Origin of the sequence: Maribacter sp. UBA3344 (assembly GCF_002362375.1) — a bacterium.
Classification (GTDB): domain Bacteria; phylum Bacteroidota; class Bacteroidia; order Flavobacteriales; family Flavobacteriaceae; genus Maribacter; species Maribacter dokdonensis.
Map to the genome: position 1 here is coordinate 288,995 of NZ_DERI01000017.1, position 20,154 is coordinate 309,148.

Sequence of the window (20,154 nt, forward strand, 5' to 3'; positions counted from 1 at the left end):
TCACATTTTTTTATGATTTGGCAATTCACATAAATTTTTCAAAAGACGTACATTAGAATCTTCTTAAAAAACCAACATACATGTACCAACCTATCAGAAGATTATCCCAACTCTTATTTTTTAGTCTACTTACCACTTTATTAATTACATCTTGTTCTAGCTCTAAGAACGATTTCTCCAAAAAAGACGTTAAGCGCTCTCAAAAAATAATAGGGCTGGATTTTGATAAGAAATATATAGACACCTTATACCCCTATTTACAGCGAAATAAAGAAGGATTTGACTCTCTTAGAAAATACACTCTGGATTACGATATGGTACCTGCGGTTAGATTTGACCCATTACCAATGAATTTTACGCCAAAACCACAATCTGGGTTTCCAGAATGGGAAATTCCAAATAACATTGACGTACCAGAAAATAAAGCTGATCTAGCTTTTTATTCAATACCTCAACTAGCATCCCTTATTAAAAACAAAAAAATTAGCTCGCTAGAATTGACCCAATTTTTCATTGAACGCTTAAAAAAATATAACGACATCTTGCAGTGTACCATAACCATAACCGAAGAGATGGCACTGGAACAAGCGAAAAAGATGGATGCCGAACTTGCTGAGGGGAAATATCGTGGAATTCTTCATGGCATTCCTTATGGCGTTAAAGATTTAATGGCAGTAGAAGGTTACAAAACTACGTGGGGAGCAGCACCGTACCGCGACCAAAAAATTGATATGACCGCAACCGTGGTGCAAAAATTACAGGATGCAGGTGGCATTTTAGTAGCCAAATTAGTTTCTGGTTCATTGGCACGTGGTGATGTTTGGTTCGACGGAAAAACAAAAAATCCTTGGGATACCACACAAGGAGCATCGGGTTCTTCCGCGGGCTCAGGATCGGCAACCTCAGCAGGATTAGTACCTTATTCTTTAGGAACTGAAACCCTTGGCTCAATATTATCACCAAGTACCAGAAACGGAATTACAGGATTACGCCCTACTTACGGTAGAGTAAGCAGACACGGTGTAATGAGTTTAAGCTGGTCTATGGACAAGGTTGGTCCTATGACCAGAAGTGCTGAGGACTGCGCAATTGTTTACAGCGTAATTACAGGCAAGGACCCTAAAGATGGTATGACCACGGATTTCCCTGACGGATTTGAACCCAACAAAGACTACAAGTCTCTTAAAGTTGCCTATTTAAAAAATGACATTGAAAAAGACTCTTCACTTAGTAAAGAAAATTTAGATAATGCCGTGAAGAAATTTGAAGATATGGGCATTACCTTACACGCTGTAGAATTACCTAAAGATGTGCCCTACAATAGTTTTGATATTATTTTAAGAGCAGAAGCGGGTGCATTTTTCGATGATATGGTCAGAGCTGAAGAAGTGGATAAAATGGTAGAACAACACCAGCGTTCAAGAGCAAATTCATTACGCCAGGCACGCTTTATTCCCGCAGTGGAATATATACAAGCCAACAGACAAAGACAGGTACTTATTGAAAAAATGCAGGCCGTTATGAAAGATTATGATGTGCTTATTTCACCAAGTTCCGGCAACAGACTTTCAATTATTACAAACCTTACCGGTCATCCGGCAATTTCCATTCCTACTGGGTTAGATGAAAAAAAGCACCCTACCAGTATCACGCTAATTAGCAACTTGTATGATGAAGCCAGTATTCTTTTATTAGCAAAAGCATTTCAAGACCAAACGGATTTTGATGAAATGCATCCTGAAGGGTATACGGATTAGTGGTTGTTGGTTGTTAGTTGTTAGTTGTTAGTTGTTAGTTGTTAGTTGTTAGTTGTTAGAAAGCTATAATTTTAATTAACTCGAAAAGCTATTTACTTGTGATGGTTTATCCTAATTTTTTAAAAATTAGGATAAACCATCATTTCAAGACTAAATCTGTCTGCCGTCTAAAAGATTGATGATTCTTGAACCATACTCGGCGTTCTTTTCCGAATGCGTTACTTGAATAATGGTGACGCCTTCTTCTTCATTAAGCTTCTTAAAAAGCTGCATGATCTCTTCGCTTTGTTGAGAGTTTAGGTTGCCTGTTGGCTCATCTGCCAATATCAATTTTGGGTTTGCAATTAATGCTCTTGCCACACCAACCAATTGTTGCTGTCCACCACTTAACTGTGTTGGGAACAGATTTTTTTTACCTACAATATTGAACCTATCCAACATATCGGCTACGAGTGCCTTTCTTTCAGAACCTTTTATTTTCTTGTACAATAAGGGCATTTCTAAATTTTCCTCTACCGTAAGATCATCTAACAAATGGTATGACTGAAACACAAAACCTATATATTCTTTATACAGATTAGAACGGTATTTTTCTTTTAAGGTATGTACCGATTCGTTCAAGAAATCATACTCTCCTTCATCAAACGTATCTAGCATACCTATAACATTCAATAATGTAGATTTACCTGAACCGGACGGACCCATAATTGAAATGAATTCGCCTTCCTGTACTTCTAAATTAATATCCTTTAGCAAAAACACGCGTTGACCGCCTTGCTGTACCCATTTGAAAATATTTCTTAATTGTAATAACATCTCTTTATAGTGAATTAGTTGGTTAGTGAAATAGTGTATTAGTGGTTGTTGGTTAAATGTTCTTATTATTCTGTTCTCAGGCTTTTTATAGGATTGGTATTCGCTGAATTCAAAGTTTTAATTGTCATAATCAATAATGATATTACCACCATAAGAATACCGCTTAAAGCAAAAACCCACCAGCTCAATTCGGTTTTGTTTGCAAATTCCTCCAACCAACTATGTAATCCATACCATGCAATTGGCGCAGCAATAACAAAAGCGATCAATACCAGTTTTAAAAAGTCTTTGGACAAAAGTATATTAAGTTGAAAAATATTGGCTCCAAGAATTTTTCGAATCCCTATTTCTTTTGTCCTACGTTCAGTGGTGTGAATAACCAACCCAAATAATCCCAAACAACTTATTAAAATTGCCAAGCCTGTTGCCCACTTTAAAAGTGTCGCTGTTTTTTGTTCGCTTTCATAAAATTGTTTTACAGTATCATCCATAAAAGCATATTTAAAATCGGACTCAGGATAAGTTTCTTTCCATATACTTTCTATTGATGATATAGTTTCTGACCAATTAGAAACTTCATTAGAATTTAATTTAAAATGAATTGTTTTAAATTGTGTCCACTTGCCTGTATATGAACTTCCAGTAAATGCCATTGGAGATACTCCATATTTTAGCGAATGCTGATTAAAATCATCCATTACACCAACTATAGGCAAATTATCACCATCAACTACTAAATTCTTACCTATTATATCTACAGCATTTTCTACACCTATAACTTTCAAATACGATGTATTCACTACAAATTCATTGATAGAATCATTTAAAGGCATTCTACCGGCTAATAATTTTAAATTATATAAATCAAAATAGTTAGCAGTACCATACATGAGCTGCAAATCTGAATTAACTTCCTTGCTGTCATCTATAAATTTTACCCCCATACTCATGGTAGTAAATGAAGCCGGAGGATTTCCTGCTAATACAGCACTTGATATACCCGGCAAATCTTGCACTCTATTAACAATCCTTGTTCTTTTTACTGCTGATGTATCTTGCCATGGAGTTTTAAAATATGCGATTGCATCTGTATTAAAACCCATATCTTTTTTCATAATATAGTTTAACTGTTTACCTACCATTAATGTAGCTATGATAAATATCTGTGCAATTACAAATTGAAATACGGTTAAATACTTTCTTAACAACCCCTTATCTGAACTGGGTGTTATTTGTTGTTTTAAAACCGAAACCGGTTTATATTTTGACAACACGAGGGCGGGATAAAATCCGGACAAAATAGTCACTGCACCAAGTAAAAGGAAGACACCCAATACCAACCAAGGACTTAAAAAAATATCAAAACTCAACCCGGCAGGAATAAAATCTGAAAATAAAAGAAGTAACCATTTTGAAAGAAAGAATGAAACTACGGCTGCAGATAAGGTCAAAAGAAATGTTTCTCCCAAATATTGAGAAATTAATTGAAATCTTGAACTCCCTAAGGTTTTTCTAATACCTATTTCTTTCGCTCTTTTAATTGCTTGCGCCGTATTTAAATTAATGAAGTTTATACAACCTAAAATCAATAAAATTAAAGCCAAAAACATTAGACTTTTTAATGCTGACATTGTTGTACGGCTATCATTGAAATCAAAAGTACCGTAGTTAGGATTTAAGTGTAAATCATTTAATGGTTGCAAATTGAACTTACTCGTACTCCTACCTTGGTAGGTATCTTCTGGTTCATTATGATCATCTGCAATTTGAGTAAGTGTTTTTTGAACATTATCTGCACTGTTATTCTCAGAAAGTTTTATAAAAAGTTGCGAGGCAGAATTTGTATTGTTCCAATCCGCTTCATTAATCGCATTGGTCATATCTTGTGTATCCGCTGTTTTTAAAGATATAAATTCTTCAAAAACAATATCTGTACGACCATTAAACCCTGCTATAACACCAGAAACCGAAGTGTGTATACTGTCATTATAAACCAGGGTCTTACCTATAACATTTTCTATATCTTGATTTGGAAAATATTTTCTTGCACGTTCTTGCGATAGCACTACCTTATTTGGTTCTTCTAAAGCAGTTTTTGAATTTCCAGCTAACCAATTATATTCAAATGTCTGGAAATATGAAGGTTCTGTATATATTACAAATTCGGGATCTTTAAACCTATTACCGGTTGCCGAATTTTCTACATGTAAAGGATAGATCGTAAAAAATGGAGCAACGGTTTCAATTTCCTCCATTTTTAAATCTTTGAGCTCTTGTGCCAATGGAACGGCAACACCTGCGTTATGAAACACTCCAGACGCACCTTCAAACGAAGTAGTGACTCTATAAATCCTTTCACCATCTTGATGAAAATTATCGAATGTGAGGTCATAAAAAACCATTGCCCCAATTACAAATGCAGCGCTAAGACCAATAGAAAGCCCTAAAATGTTTATTATAGAAAACACCTTATTTTTCCAAACATTACGAAAAGCTATCTTTAAATAATTACGAAGCATACTAATTAAATTTTATTCCGTTCTTAAGCTTTTAACAGGGTTTGCCGCCGCTGCTTTCATAGTTCTTGCCCCTACGGTCAATAATGCAATTAAAGCAGCCAGCATTCCTGCACCAATAAAGAACCAAATACTCAATGGCACCCTAAAAGCATATTCCTGCAACCACTTATCTAAAGCAAACCATGCTATGGGCGCTCCTATCAGGAATGCCAAGCCTACCAACTTTAAAAAATCTTTGGTCAACAGTATGGTTATTGATGATGTACTTGCCCCTATAACTTTACGAACACCTATTTCTTTTGTACGCTGTGCAACGACTAATAACGACATAGCAAACAATCCTATGCAACTAAGAACAATACCAAGTACCGAGCCTGCTGTAATAATAGTTGCCATCGTTTTTTCACGTCTAAAGGTTCTGTCTATATTTTCATCTAAAAACGAGCCTAAAAATTCTGCGTTTGGCTCAACCTTTTGCCAAGCATCTTTAATAGCATCAAAAGAATTTGCCATATCTGCCGGTGCTACTTTTACATAGGCATAATACAAATCAAAATTATCATCAAGAAATAAAGTCAATGGCTCTATACTTCTACTGATATCTTGATGATTATAGTTCTTTAATACCCCTATGACATTATAAGCTACGGAATCTTCATCAAAATATATTCTTGTGGCCAAAGGATTATCCTCTTCGTTCAGCTCTTTTACCATGGCTTCATTGATGACCATGCTTAAGCTATCCGCACTATATTCCTTACTGAACATACGCCCTTGCAACAATTGTAGATCTAAGGTTTTTGCATAATCATAGTCTACATTAAGTACATTACTCTGCACTACCCTACCTTTATGTTCAAACCCGAATTTACTGATGGACATGCTGCCGTCTTTTCCTCGCCCTAGGTTATTGTCCGACCCGGTTACACTTAAAATATTTCTATTTCCACTAAGTTCATTTCGCAACAACTCTACCACTCGGTAACTATCTTTTTTTCCGTTCAACGGTATGGACACTACCTGTTCTTTATTAAAACCAAGATTTTTGCTTCTCATAAACTCTAACTGTCCTTGAAAAACCAAAGTACCGGTAATCAATACAATAGCAATTACGAACTGTACGACAATCAATGCATTTCTTACTCCGTTTTTGCCCAGTTCCCATTTACCTTTTAAAGCCTTCAACGTATTTAGCTTGCTCAATAGTAATGCTGGGTAGCCACCCGTAATCAATGTCACCAATAAAACCCCAAAGAAACAACCCGCTAAAGTTGTAGGTGTCATCATATTTGAAAAAGTAGCCTGGGTATTAAATAAGGTCTTAAATGGGTCTATTAACACATTGGCAAGAATTAATGCCAACACAATAGCAATAGCAAATACCAACAAACTTTCTAACCAAAACTGTCCAAATAGCTGTCCTTTTACCGCACCTAACGTTTTTCTCATGCCTATTTCCTTCAGACGTTTTTCACCCAAGGCAATGTTCATGTTCACAAAATTGGCACAAGCAATAAAAACAATCAAGAATGCTATACCCAGTACCAAATACGGAAATGTTCTTTTTACCTGTAAGGTTTCTGCATTGAAATTAGCGAAATGCATATCTGTACTAGGCAATAATTTAAGTTGTGCATAATTGCCGTTGACATCCGGTTGAGCGCCATCGCGTTTCATGTTATTGATCTGCTCCTCATTATGCAATAGCGTAAAATCTACCGTGCTTTTTTCAAATTGCGAAGTAGTTACCCCTTCCTCTAATTGCACATACACTGGGTGATTTCTAGAATCCCAAGCATCAACATATTCTTTATAGTCCCAATGAGTGGTGAACGGTATAGCTATTTCAAAATTTATACTACTATTGTTTGGTATGTTCTTTAAAATCCCAGAAACTGTAAAAGGCTTTTCCTCTTTTCCTATTTGAAGTCTAACTATTTTACCCAAACCATTGGTAGTCCCAAATAACTTTTTAGAAACTTCTTCGGTTATGGCAACCGAATTTTGATCTGGCATAGGCTTGGCACTATCCCCTATAAAGGTTGGAAAACTGAATATGGAGAAATAGTCCGTATCAACAAATTCTGCATCTAAATTATAATCGTTCTCCCCAAAAGAAACCAATACATTTTCACTTAAAGCTCTTGTTATATGCTTTATGCCGGGCACTTCATCCTTTAAAGCCGGAGCAAAGGGAACGGGATTAGCAGTTGAAAGTTCTGACCCTTTTGGAGTTTGAACATTGTAATACACTTGATAGACCGACTCTTTGTTCTCATGAAACTGATCATAAGATAACTCGAACAAAACGGTGATGGTCAACAATAGTGCAATGGCAAATGCTAAGGTTAAACCCAAAATATTAGCCGTGGTAAACACGCGGTTCTTCACCAAATTTCGCCAAGCGATTTTAAAATAATTCTTTATCATGATTACATTATTTTGATTGATTGATTGATGACGTATAAATTATTCCGTTCGTAAACTTTTCACTGGGTTTGCCCTTGCTGCCTTAATAGCCTGAGCACCTAATGTAAATGCCGTTATGCACAAGGCAATACAACCTGCCAAGGCAAACATCCACCATTGAATTGATATACTATATGCAAAACCGCCCAGCCATGCATTCATCATATACCAGGCAACAGGGAATGCAACAAAAGCCGCAATGCCCACTAAAATCATATAATCCTTGGAAAGCAATACCACAATTTTCAGCACACTTGCACCTAGAACTTTACGAATACCAATTTCTTTTATTCTTCTTTTTGCCATAAAAGAAATAAGGCCGAACATACCTAAACATGAAATAAATATGGTCAATAAGGCTACTACGTTTACCGTTTTCAGCATACCGTCCATTAAACGATATTGTCCACTAACTTTTTCGCTAAGATCACTTTGAGAATAGTTTTTTCTAGAATCTATTTTAGAGAATGCAGAAGCTATCATATCCTTAACCTCTTTTTCCTTACCGTCTACTACCCTAACAGTTAAATAACGATGCTTATCCAAATCATCTTCACTTCTATAATAATGTACCAAGGGCTCAACAGCATTTTGCAAGTCTTGATAATGAAAATCTTCCATGACACCAACTACAGGATTGCCGATAAAATCGTCGTTTTTAAATTTTAATCGCTTACCCTCTAGTGTTGTCCAGCCAAAAGCGGCCATAGCAGTTCTATTAATTATTACGGGTCTTTCCTCTACATCATCCATTTCTTTACTGAAATTTCTACCTTTTATTATTGGAATTTTTAATGTGCTTAAATAACCCGCATCAGTAAATGAACGACGCAAACGCACATCCCTATCGGTATTTGCATCATAAAATCGGGTATAATTAAAGTAGTAATCTGATGGTATTGCCTGACTTGTAGCAACATTAGTGACATACGGATTTGCCTCTAGGTCATTTAAAAGCGCCTTGAAACTAGAAGTAGCAGCGTCTAAATTTTTATAATCAAGATCAATATTGCCCACTATCACGTGTTCTCTTTCAAAACCTAAATCAGCCTTTTTCATAAAACTGATTTGACTGTTCAGAATAACGGCAACACAAATAAATAGAATAGCTATGGAAAACTGAATAATTATAAATGTATTTCGCAATATAAAACTGCCTTTTGCGCTATCTATTTTTCCTTTAATGCCTTGTGAAACTGGTAAAGAAATAAATCTTAATGTTGGCAAAACACCAACTATTAAAGTCACCAAAACACCTAATAAAATAGCACCTATTACTACTGGATAATCATTTGCCAGACTAAAATTTATCTCACCAAATTCAGCACCAAAAATATCGTTCAATTTCGGCAATAAAAAGCCAAAGAAAAGACCGCCGGAAATCAATATAGAGAGTAACACCAAAATTCCGTTTTCCAGGCAAAACTGAGTAATTACTCCCTTTTTACCACCACCTAAAACTTTACGTACAGCAATATCTTTTGTTCTACGGTACATGGTAGAGGTATTTAAATTTAAAAGATTCACAAGTACAAGAAGCAGTACAAAAATTGATGTAGCAATATTACCCGCTATAATTATTTCTACTACGGGTATAGAATCAATACGCACATTATTATGTGGTATCACTTCCATTCTTGAAATTACAGTTGGGTCTTCATAATTTTCTTTCACCAATTGACCTACACGGTTCTCAAATTGCTGAATGTTGGTATCTGGACGAAGTTTCATAAACACCGGAGAAAAACTACTATCCCAATTGTTTTGATTTTTAAATGCTATGTTATCTTTTAATAGCGTATTCGGCATTAAAACATCTAAACGAAATGAAGAATAAGGACTTATGGGCTCTAACACACCAGTTACAGTAAGATTTAAGGTGTCTGCCGCTATTAAACTTTTCCCTACAGGATTCTCTTCCCCAAACAATTGCTTACTTACCTTATCGGTCAAAACAATAGAATACTTTTCATTTAGGGCAGAATTATGATTACCATATTTTAATGGCAAGGCAAAAACATTAAAAAATTCAGGATCGGCATAGGTAGATGTTTTCTGAAACTCATTATCCCCTACCTCTAACCAAATATTGCCCCAACCGTGTAAATGTGTGCCGGCAACTACTTCTGGGGAAGTGCTTTTTATTTTATCCAATAACGGATATACCGCTTCATTATAATCATTGCCGTCTGCCAAATGTGTCTTTAGATAATAAATATGTTCCTGATCCGGTATCATATTATCCGCCACGTAATAAGCGTACACTGAAAACATAAGTGTTAACACACCACCAATACCTATACTTAAACCTAAAAGATTTAATGAGGATAGCAATCTATTTTTCCAAAGATTCCTAAAGGATAGTTTTAGATGATTTCTTAACATTTTTTTTAAATTATTCCGTTCGTAAACTTTTCACCGGGTTTGCCCTTGCTGCCTTAATAGCTTGAAAACTTACCGTGGCAATGGTCACTAACATTGCGCCCAACATGGCTACCGCAAAAATCCACCATTTGAGTACTACTCTATACGGATACTCCTGCAACCATCCGTTCATAATGAAATAAGCTATAGGTACAGCAATAAAACAAGAGATAACCACCAGTTTTAAAAAGTCTTTGGACAACATATTCCATACATTAAAAATAGACGCTCCCAATACCTTACGCACCCCTATTTCTTTCTTTCTTTGCTCGGCTACAAATGATGTCAACCCAAATAACCCCAAACAACTAATTAAAATTGCCAATGCCGTAAATACTCCCGAGAGTGTACCAATACGTTCTTCCGATGCAAACTTTTGACCATATTCACTATCTATAAATTCATATTCAAAAGGAATATCCGGAAAATGCTTCTTAAACACATTCTCTACGGTGGCAATACTCTTAGATGCATTGTTATTAGGGTTCAACCTTAGGTTATAGTAACTGGCATTATTGAACCTATCATACACATAAACACCTTGTTTTACCGGTTCATAAGGTGATTGGGTGATCATGTCTTGAACAACACCTATAATTTTTAATGGCGGATTAGGGTCTTCTTCATCATCGTCTCGTAATAACTGCCCTACAGGATTCTCCATACCCAGATATTTCTTTGCAGTTTCATTGATTAACACCCCTAATGAATCGGTTGCAAAATCTCTTGAAAAATCGCGCCCTTCTAAAATTTTAAGATTCAATGATTTTGCGTACTCCGGTGAAACTTCTGTCCACGCTAGATCTTCTTGAAAACCTTCTGGTTTGCCTTCCCATGTAAATCCGCCTCTATTAGACCATATTTGGGTAGTTGGACTACTGGAAGTGGACATTTCCACTACCGCTCCGGACCCTATGAATTCGGTTCGCATTAAATCATATTTCCCCACAAAATCTTGACTGAACGTCGGTATTTGGATCAATCCTTCCTTATCATACCCAACAGGTCTATTTTTTGCAAAATTGATTTGCTGCATTACAATCACCGTACCTATAATAAAAGCTACCGAGACCGTAAACTGAACTACAACCAATACCTTTCTTGGCAACCCTGCGTACTTTCCGGTCTTGAACGTACCCTTAAGCACATCTACCGGTCTAAAAGATGATAGGTATAACGCCGGATAGCTACCTGCCAACAAGGAAGTGAACACTATAAACACCAATGACACCATCCAAAACATACCATTATCCCACGGAAAGGATATTTCTTTTCTAGATAGCTCATTAAATCCGTTCAAGGAAAGTAATACCAACAATATGGCTACTACAAATGCAAAAACAACCACAAGAAACGATTCGCTCAAAAATTGATAGATCAATTGCCCTCTTTGAGAACCAATAGATTTACGTATGCCAACTTCCTTGCCCCTTTTCTCTGAACGGGCGGTACTCAAATTCATAAAATTGATACATGCCAACAGTAATACAAAAGCTCCAATGACACCAAATAACCACACGTACTTTATGCGCCCACCTTCTTGTTTTCCATTTTCAAAACTGCTACGCAAATACCAATCTTTCATTGGAAACAAAAAGATCTGCGGATTAAACTGAGCTGTATCTTCGTTTAAATCTTTCTTTACGTTTTTAATATTTTTGGTTACCTGCTCAATGGTTGTATTATCTGCCAATTGTACGAACATTTGAAATGAATTGTTGCCCCATTGATCTTCGGCATTTTTTATCCATTCGTTCACTGCCAAATACTTCTCCCAAGGAATAATATAATCGGTATCGTTAAATGAATTATTGACAGGTATATCACTGTACACCGCGCTTACATTCAACTTGTGCTCATTACTTACGGTAACCGTTTTACCTATGGGGTCTTCATTACCGAACAAGGCATCTGCCGTTGATGCTGATAACATAATGGAATTGATCTCCCGTAGCGCATCTTGCTCTCCTTTAATAATTTCCAGACCAAAAAGCTCAGGTCCATTTTGTTGCATGTAATTACCTGGTCTAGATATGCTCTTTTCACCATATTTTAAGTAATGGTCATTGGTCCAAGAACACATGACCAAATGCTTAAAATTATCACCGTAACCATCTCTTAGGGCTTTCTCCAAAGGTCTTGGTATGGCAGGTCCTGTTCCTGTTTCGCCATTAAAGGTTTGCGATTGAAAAACTTGAGCTATACTTTCTTTATTCTTGAAGTAGCTATTATAGGACAGCTCATCTTGGATCCAAAGCCCAATAATTAAAGTTACCGCCATACCAAGGGCAAGTCCGCCCACATTTATAACGGTATACCCCTTATTCTTAAGTAGATTTCGCCAAGCAACTTTTAAATAGTTCTTAAACATGATCGTTCGTTTTTTGATTGATGATTAGTTGATGCTAAACATTGATTGATTGATTGATGATACAAAATATGAAACTAATTCCGTGCCACTATATTAAACATCTAATTATCAATTACTTAAAATGACAGTGCATTTTCGTGTGTAAAATATTTTGACAAAAGATGTACAATATATTTACAATGACTACTTAAAAATTAGAATGTTACACCATTGTCATCAATGCTAAACCAAGTTTTGACCATACATTTCAAAAATTACTCTGAACGCAAGCTTTTTACGGGATTTGCAGCTGCTGATTTTAATGATTGCAGTCCCACGGTCAAAAATGTGATTACCATAACAAGTACACCACTTGCCAAAAATACCCACCACTTAATTTCAATACGATACGTAAAACCCTCTAACCATCTAGAGATAAAGTAATAGGCTATTGGTGATGCCAATACAAAAGCAATGAGTACCAATTTAATAAAGTCTTTAGTTAGTAATTTAACTACTGACTGTACACTTGCGCCCAACACTTTGCGCACACCTATTTCTTTTTTCTTTTGCTCCGCTACATAGGAGATAAGTCCAAATAAGCCCAAGCAGCTTATGAATATTGCTAAAATGGTAAATCCTACAGAGATAAACCCTAAACGCTTTTCTTCTTGGTATAACTTTTCTACTTCTTTATCTACAAATCTATAATCAAAAGGGATGTTACTTAACGTAGATTTCCATTGTTGTTCCAAACCTTGTAGCAACTGACCATAATTTTCTGTGTTTGCCTTAATAAACAGCCAATTAGGCTCCGTTTCCTTATGTAAGAACAAAGGCTGAATCTCTTCTTTTAAGGAAGCAAAATGATAGTTTTTTACCACACCTATAATTCGTAATTCGTCAATTTCATCGCCATAACTTTGCATTAAAGTGGCACTTAACGCGTTTTCAATATCAATATTAAAAGCCTTTAACGTAGCCTCGTTCACTATGATCTGGTCTACGGTATCCGCAGCATTGAAATCCCTACCTTTCAACAATTCTATACCCATGGTGTTAAAATAGCCATCGCTAACGCCGTTACGTTTTACCACTGTTTTATTTTCCTTATTTCCGCCAGGCAAGTAAAATCCATTATCTGCCAATATAATTTCCGACGGCGAATAATTTCCACTTGACACTTGTAATACGCCCGGTACTTTTAAAAATGATGCTTTTAAAGATTCAAACTTATTAGATGATTCTTCGGTCCCTACCCGCAATGCCAAAAGGTTATCTTTTTTATAACCTAAGTCTTTGGTTTGGGCATATTTAAACTGTTGACCTATAATAATTACCGTACTTATTAAACATATAGAAATTACAAATTGAAATACTACCAAAGCCTTTCTAAAGGTACCGCTACCAGATTGTAAAATGGCCGAACTTTTTAATGCTCTCACCGGTTTTATAGAAGATAGGACTATAGCAGGATAAACACCTGAAGCCAAACCTGTAATTACGCCTATAGCCAATAATATTACCAAAATCTGCCATTGGTACAAACTTGTATAGGTCAATGATTCCTGTGTTACTTCATTTACAAATGGCAAAAGCAAAATAACTATAGGAATACTGATTAACATAGCGAATATGGACAGTAACAAAGACTCGCCCAAAAATTGCCGCATTAATGCATTTTTACCTGCGCCAACTACTTTTCTAACCCCAATTTCACGCGCCCTTTTACTAGCCCTAGCCGTACTAAGATTTATAAAATTAATACATGCCACCAATTGTATAAAAAATGCCAAACTCAGTAAAAAATAAAGGTAGGTACTATTAGATACGCGATCCAGCTGATTTTTTCTGCCATTGGAGTACAAGTGAATATCAGTAACCTTTGTAAGCTCTAGTGTCTTACTGCTCATACCGGCATCTTTTAAATCTTGCGCTCCTCTATCTTCCATAAACTGGGGCAATTTCCGTTGAAGACCTAAGCCACTACCATTTGAGGTCAATTTTACATAACTATACGCAAAATTATTGGTGGCAAAGCTTTGGAAGTTCTGTACAAAGGTTCCCATTCCCGGGGTACTCATGCTTACAATGTAACTAGGATTAAAATGCGTTTTATAAGCCTTTTCATCATAAACTCCTTTTACGGTAAGGGTTAATGCACTTTCCCCACTGCCCCAAACTACAGTTTTGTCCAAAGGACTGGTGTTGCCGAATAACTTATCGGACAGGTATGATGACAGCATTACGGTATTGGGTTCATCTAAAGCCGTTTTTACATCACCTTCAAGTATTTTGAATTTGAATACTTTAAAAAAAGTTGAATCTGCCAAATAGACCCTTGGTTCATAGTAAGCATCTTTACTATTTGTCGCTCTTATTAGTGGACTGTAGAATGCATCGGTCAATACAACTCTTGTTGCTTCTTCTACCTCGGCAAAATCTTCTTTTAATGCAAAGGCTATTGGTGGCGACGAGGTGGCGGAGTCAAAAGATTCTTGACCATCACGATCTATAATTGTCTCCACCCTATAAATTGATGACGCCTCGGTATGGTGCTGATCATAACCCAACTGCGCAAATACATATAACAATATTACTAAACAGCTTACGGTACCAAGCGTAAGACCCAATAAGTTGATGATAGTTTGCTGCTTGTTCTTTATTAAATTACGCCAAGCTATTTTGATATAATTCTTTAACATGATGTTCTTTTTGATTGATGAAGTTTGATGCTTTACTTACTCTGACCGTAAACTCTTAACAGGATTTACAATTGCCGCTTTTATACTTTGGTAGCTTACCGTTAGTATTGCTACGATAATGGCGAGCACGGCCGCCAACAGGAATACCCCAACACCAATCTCAATTCTGTATGAGAAATCTTCAAGCCATTTATTCATGACAAACCAGCCTATGGGCAAAGAAATCAATATGGCTACGCCCACTAATTTTAGGAAATCTACCGTAAGTCGGTAAGAAATTTGACTTACAGTAGCTCCCAACACTTTTCTAACACCGATTTCTTTTGTTCGTTTTTCGGCATTAAAGGCAGCTAATCCAAATAATCCCAAACAAGCAATAAAAATGGACAGCATAGTAAAAATGAAAAATATCTGACTCAGTTTTTGTTCGGCTTCGTAGGTGGTATTAAAGGCTTCATCCATAAACCGATAATCAAAAGGTTGACCAGGCGCCATGGTGTTCCACGTATTTTCTATCGCAGCAATATTATTGGCATAATTTCCACCACTCATTCTTACCGCCATGTTCTGTGCATTTGAATTCAAATGCATTCCCAAAGCGCCTATATTCGTTCTTAACGTTCTATAATGAAAGTCTTTAACCACTCCAATTATGGTATAGTAGGCAGGATTTTCTTGATCCATTTCCTCGGATATACGCATGCCTAAAGCTTCTTCTGCCGTAACATTTAAAATAGGCAGCGTAGCTTCATTGATAATAATTGCTGTAGAGTCTGATGCATAGGCGGAATTAAAATCACGACCGGCAACCAGTTCCATTTCCATAGTTTTTAGATAATCTGTATCTACATCCCACTCTTGCATTTGAATAGCACTTTCTTGATCTCTAGAACCTTCTTCAAAGAACGAAGTATCTGACCGCCAAGATGGCGTTGGATAATAATTGCTCAACGTAGCACTCTCTACAAAACCCATATTAGCAATCTGTTCTTTAAAAGCCTTGGTTTTGGACCCTAATGCACCCAATTCATTTATTAGCAATACTTGGTCCTTGGAGAAGCCCAAATCTTTATTCTGTATGTAATTCAATTGCTGAAATACTACCAAGGTGCTGATAATAAGAAATACCGAAATTGAAAATTGAAAAATTACCAAGGCATTACGTACCCTACCATTGCCCACACTTTCAGAACTGTTACCTTTTAACGTTTTAACAGGTGTAAACCTCGACATAAAAAATGCAGGATAACTTCCTGACAACAGCCCAAGTAACATAGTTGCCCCCAATAACGCCAACCAGAATAAGGGCCGCGTAAACGGAATTTCAATTGATTTACCTGTAAAGCCATTGAAAAACGGCAAAGCTACCAGTGTAATCAATAGTGCCGCTAACAAAGACACAAATGCAATTAATCCTGATTCGGTTAAAAATTGAAAGACCAAATTCAGTTTATTTGAGCCCAAGGTTTTTCGCACCCCTACTTCTTTAGCTCTCTTTAACGAATGAGCCGTAGACAAATTCATAAAATTAACACTTGCCAATATGATCAAGAACAGCCCAATAAAAGAAAGAATGTAGATATTCTGAATACTGCTCGTTGCACTCATTTCCGAGCTTTTATCTGAATGCAAATGAATATCGGTCAAGGGCATGGTGTGGTACCGAATGTAATTACCGGATGCCGCAAACGACTCTGCCGTCATACCAGGAAAATACTTTTGCGCCCATGGCAACATATAACGCTCTAACATACCTTGTAAAGGCTCTTGAAAATCTTCAGCCTTGGCTCCGGGAATTAACTTTATAAATGTAAAATAATTATTACCGCCCCAATTATCTTCTCTTGATGCCACGTTGCCCGCCATTGCCAAAAACACACTGTAATCATTGAAATAAGAATTTTTGGGCATATCTTCTATGACACCGGTTACCGTATAGGTATCGGTATTATCCAACAATAAATTTTGACCTATAACGTCAGTAGAACCAAAATGTTTTTCTGCTGCAGTTTTAGTAAGCACTAATGAGTTAGTCCCCGTTAATGCTGTTTTGGCATCACCCGCAAGTAAGTCTATCCCAAAAAATTCAAAAACAGTGGAATCGGCATAGGTGATATGGTTTTCTTTGGCACTTCTGTTTCCCCCAACTTTCTTTACATAAGCACTACCTATGGTCCTAAAACGCACTGAAGCTTCTACCTGTGGATAGTCTCTTTTTAAGGTTTCCGCCATTGGTGCGGCAGATTCCCCCGCCTTAATTTCCGCTCCACCAAATTTAATATCAGAGTCTATACGATAAATCCTATCGGCATCGGCAAACATTTTATCATAGCTAAGCTCATCGTAGATATAAAGTGATATAATTAATGCCCCCGCCATACCTATGGCTAGACCGAAGGTATTTAGAAAAGTGAAAAAGGCTTGCTTTTTTAGACTCCTCCAGGCGATTTTTAGATAGTTTTTAAACATGGTTCTCGTTTTTTGATGCTTTATTACGGAGTATTAAATTCTATTTCTATGCCAAGAATACAAAATATTGATTTTCAATTATTTATGTAAACCCACAAAAACCTAGGTGTCAAATATTTAGACAGATTATGTCCAATATATTTACAGCTGATTTTATTCCGTTCGTAAACTCTTTATAGGATTTACAAGTGCCGCTTTTATCGCTTGAAACCCCATCGTTATCATTGCAATAACTAACGCTATACTACCAGATAATATAAACACCCACCAAGGTATTTCTATTTTATAGGCGAAATCTTGCAGCCATTTATTCATAAAATACCATGCAACCGGTGTCGCTATCAACATGGCTATTACAATTACCATCACAAAATCGCGAGCAAGCATCTGTACAATTTCACTAATGCTTGCACCCAAAACTTTCCTAATCCCAATTTCTTTTGTTTTCTGTTGGGCTATGAACGCTATTAACCCCAATAACCCCATACAGGCAATAAATATGGTCAAGAAAGAAAACACCCCAAACAAATTTGCCTGTCTTTGGTCTGATATATATGCTGTATTTAAATCATCATCCAAAAAAGAATATTCAAAAGGCACATTTGGTTGATAGTCATTCCATTTCTTTTCTATAGAAGACATCAATTTTCCAATATTTTCCGAACCCACCTTTAAAGTGATGTAGGAAACGCCAGTTTCATAACTCTCTGAGGTATTCGAAAACAATGCGAATGGTGTAATATGACTATGCAACGATTCTAAATTAAAGTCCTTTAAAACTCCCACCACTTTGTATAATTCCATTTTACCGCCAGGATACTGAATCATTCTTCCAATAGGGTTTTCCCATCCTATTTGCTTTGCTGCTGCTTCATTGATCACAACTGACAACGAATCATTGAAGTTATTATCAAACGCTCTACCTTTTATTAACTTCAAATCTAGGGTCTTCATAAAATGTTCGTCAACCAGGTAAGATTGTAATATAATATCCTTAGCGACCTTTTCGTCAGAATTAGATGCTTCTGGAAAGTAAAAATCACCAAAACTACCTCTGGTAAGCATACCCGAAGAAACGGCGGCATTTTTTACTTCTGATAGCGCCTCTAGTTCCGATCTAAAGGTTTTTTCGCGACCGTCCAATTTTTCTGCATTACGAATTACAAGCAAGTTTTCTTTATCATAACCTAAATCACGGTTTTGTGTATAGTTCAATTGCAGATACACAACACTAGTTGCTATAATCATGATTATGGCAACGGTAAATTGAAAAATCACTAATCCGTTTCTAATAATACCGTCTTTACTGTTAGCTACTTTAGAAACCCCTTTTAAAATATTTGCCGCTTTAAAAGAAGTTAGATAAAACGCTGGATAAATGCCCGCCAGAAGAGCGGTAAATAAACTAAGGCAAATAATAAATAACCAAATACCATTATCATATATAGAATTGAAATTAATGGTTTTACCAGCTAACTGATTAAATAACGGCAAAAACACCCATACCAACGCTACAGCTAAAAACGTGGATACTACGGTATAAAAAATGGCTTCCGCCAAAAACTGTTTTATAAGTTGAATTCTGGGAGAACCCAGCACTTTTCTAATACCAATTTCCTTACTTCTCTTAGAGGCCTGCGCTGTAGCTAAATTGACAAAATTAACCGAGGCCAGTATTATAATAAAAAACGCAATTATTGCAAAAATGTATAAATTCTTAACACTGTTCTGTTCAGTAATTGCAGATTCAATATCATTAGAATGTAGATGAATATCGGTTAGTGCCTGCAAGTGTAAATCCCATTTGTTCCCATTTTCCAAAAACTCTTCATAAGGCTGCCCTATTCTGTCAAAAGCATTTGCTGCATGTAACCTAATCAATTCTGGAAACTGTGATTCTAAATGATTAATCACTTCTGGGTTTTCCGCCGCTTTTTCAGTCAATTTCACATAAGTAGCCATTTGTAACCATACCCAACTCCAATTAAATCGTTTTACATTTGAAAAATTTGAAACAGGAACTAGTATATCAAATTCTACAGAGGTTTGTAGATTGTCCATATCTTCTAAAACACCCGTAACCTTCAACGGTGTTCTTTCCTTTCCATAAAAAAGAATTTTACCAAGCGGATCTGCATCTCCAAAATATTTCTCTGCAATACTATTGGTTATAACTACACTGTTCCCTTCTTGCAAACTTTTTATGGGATCACCCTTTAACATAGGATAGCTTAAAACCTCTAAAAAATTGGCATCTACCGCAAATACGTTTTCTTCGTTGAAGATTTGTTTTTCAGAACCATTGGAATATTCAAGAACATCAACCCCGGGTCTGTATATACGAGTATAACTTTCAATTTCAGGAAAATTGGCAACCAAAGTCTCACCTGCTGGCGGAGGTGTATAACCCGCATAGAACTCATCATCGCCCATTTTACCATTTAAATTGACCCTATACACTTGGTCCGCATCATTAAAAAAACGATCATAGCTTAATTCATCGTTTATAAAAAGGGCTATCAAAATAACACAGGTTAAACCAATTGCAAGTCCAGCTATATTAATGATACTATTGCCCTTATATCTAAATGCATTTCTAAAGGCGATTTTTAAATAGATCTTGAACATGATTTTTGTTTTTTGAT

General features: G+C 36.3%; 9 protein-coding genes. 1 reads left to right on the top strand and 8 read right to left on the bottom strand.

Annotated elements, in window-relative coordinates:
- Window positions 1–80: 80 nt before the first annotated feature.
- Window positions 81–1,757 carry an amidase gene (locus B2Z27_RS12430; protein ID WP_286813889.1) on the top strand — a complete coding sequence of 559 codons (1,677 nt, stop codon included), beginning with the start codon at window positions 81–83 and terminating at the stop codon, window positions 1,755–1,757.
- Window positions 1,758–1,907: 150 nt separating this feature from the next.
- Here B2Z27_RS12430 and B2Z27_RS12435 read toward each other — a convergent pair whose 3' ends face one another.
- The 8 genes from B2Z27_RS12435 to B2Z27_RS12470 all read right to left on the bottom strand — a co-directional run bounded on the left by B2Z27_RS12435 (window position 1,908) and on the right by B2Z27_RS12470 (window position 20,137).
- Window positions 1,908–2,573 (bottom strand): ABC transporter ATP-binding protein, encoded by a 666-nt coding sequence (locus B2Z27_RS12435; RefSeq protein WP_286813890.1) that lies wholly within the window; start codon window positions 2,571–2,573, stop codon window positions 1,908–1,910.
- Between the two features lie 65 nt (window positions 2,574–2,638).
- On the bottom strand, window positions 2,639–5,092 hold the full coding sequence (locus tag B2Z27_RS12440) for an ABC transporter permease (protein ID WP_286813891.1): 2,454 nt from the start codon (window positions 5,090–5,092) through the stop codon (window positions 2,639–2,641).
- Window positions 5,093–5,104: 12 nt separating this feature from the next.
- Window positions 5,105–7,522 (bottom strand): ABC transporter permease, encoded by a 2,418-nt coding sequence (locus B2Z27_RS12445; protein ID WP_286813892.1) that lies wholly within the window; start codon window positions 7,520–7,522, stop codon window positions 5,105–5,107.
- A gap of 39 nt (window positions 7,523–7,561) precedes the next feature.
- The gene (locus B2Z27_RS12450; RefSeq protein WP_286813893.1) at window positions 7,562–9,946 is read right to left on the bottom strand and encodes an ABC transporter permease; all 2,385 of its coding nucleotides are present in this window, start codon (window positions 9,944–9,946) and stop codon (window positions 7,562–7,564) included.
- A gap of 10 nt (window positions 9,947–9,956) precedes the next feature.
- Window positions 9,957–12,356, bottom strand: a complete 2,400-nt coding sequence (locus B2Z27_RS12455) for an ABC transporter permease (protein WP_286813894.1) — start codon at window positions 12,354–12,356, stop codon at window positions 9,957–9,959.
- A gap of 254 nt (window positions 12,357–12,610) precedes the next feature.
- Complete coding sequence (locus tag B2Z27_RS12460; RefSeq protein ID WP_286813895.1) at window positions 12,611–15,040, bottom strand: ABC transporter permease; 2,430 nt, start codon at window positions 15,038–15,040, stop codon at window positions 12,611–12,613.
- A 36-nt stretch (window positions 15,041–15,076) separates the two neighbouring features.
- The gene (locus B2Z27_RS12465; RefSeq protein WP_286813896.1) at window positions 15,077–17,509 is read right to left on the bottom strand and encodes an ABC transporter permease; all 2,433 of its coding nucleotides are present in this window, start codon (window positions 17,507–17,509) and stop codon (window positions 15,077–15,079) included.
- 153 nt (window positions 17,510–17,662) lie between these two features.
- On the bottom strand, window positions 17,663–20,137 hold the full coding sequence (locus B2Z27_RS12470) for an ABC transporter permease (RefSeq protein WP_286813897.1): 2,475 nt from the start codon (window positions 20,135–20,137) through the stop codon (window positions 17,663–17,665).
- Between the last annotated feature and the right edge of the window lie 17 nt (window positions 20,138–20,154).

Coding starts and splice junctions, on each gene's coding strand:
- B2Z27_RS12470 (WP_286813897.1), bottom strand. CDS start 20,137: ATGTTCAAGATCTATTTAAAAATCGCCTTTAGAAATGCATTTAGATAT.
- B2Z27_RS12445 (WP_286813892.1), bottom strand. CDS start 7,522: ATGATAAAGAATTATTTTAAAATCGCTTGGCGAAATTTGGTGAAGAAC.
- B2Z27_RS12460 (WP_286813895.1), bottom strand. CDS start 15,040: ATGTTAAAGAATTATATCAAAATAGCTTGGCGTAATTTAATAAAGAAC.
- B2Z27_RS12465 (WP_286813896.1), bottom strand. CDS start 17,509: ATGTTTAAAAACTATCTAAAAATCGCCTGGAGGAGTCTAAAAAAGCAA.
- B2Z27_RS12435 (WP_286813890.1), bottom strand. CDS start 2,573: ATGTTATTACAATTAAGAAATATTTTCAAATGGGTACAGCAAGGCGGT.
- B2Z27_RS12430 (WP_286813889.1), top strand. CDS start 81: ATGTACCAACCTATCAGAAGATTATCCCAACTCTTATTTTTTAGTCTA.
- B2Z27_RS12450 (WP_286813893.1), bottom strand. CDS start 9,946: ATGTTAAGAAATCATCTAAAACTATCCTTTAGGAATCTTTGGAAAAAT.
- B2Z27_RS12455 (WP_286813894.1), bottom strand. CDS start 12,356: ATGTTTAAGAACTATTTAAAAGTTGCTTGGCGAAATCTACTTAAGAAT.
- B2Z27_RS12440 (WP_286813891.1), bottom strand. CDS start 5,092: ATGCTTCGTAATTATTTAAAGATAGCTTTTCGTAATGTTTGGAAAAAT.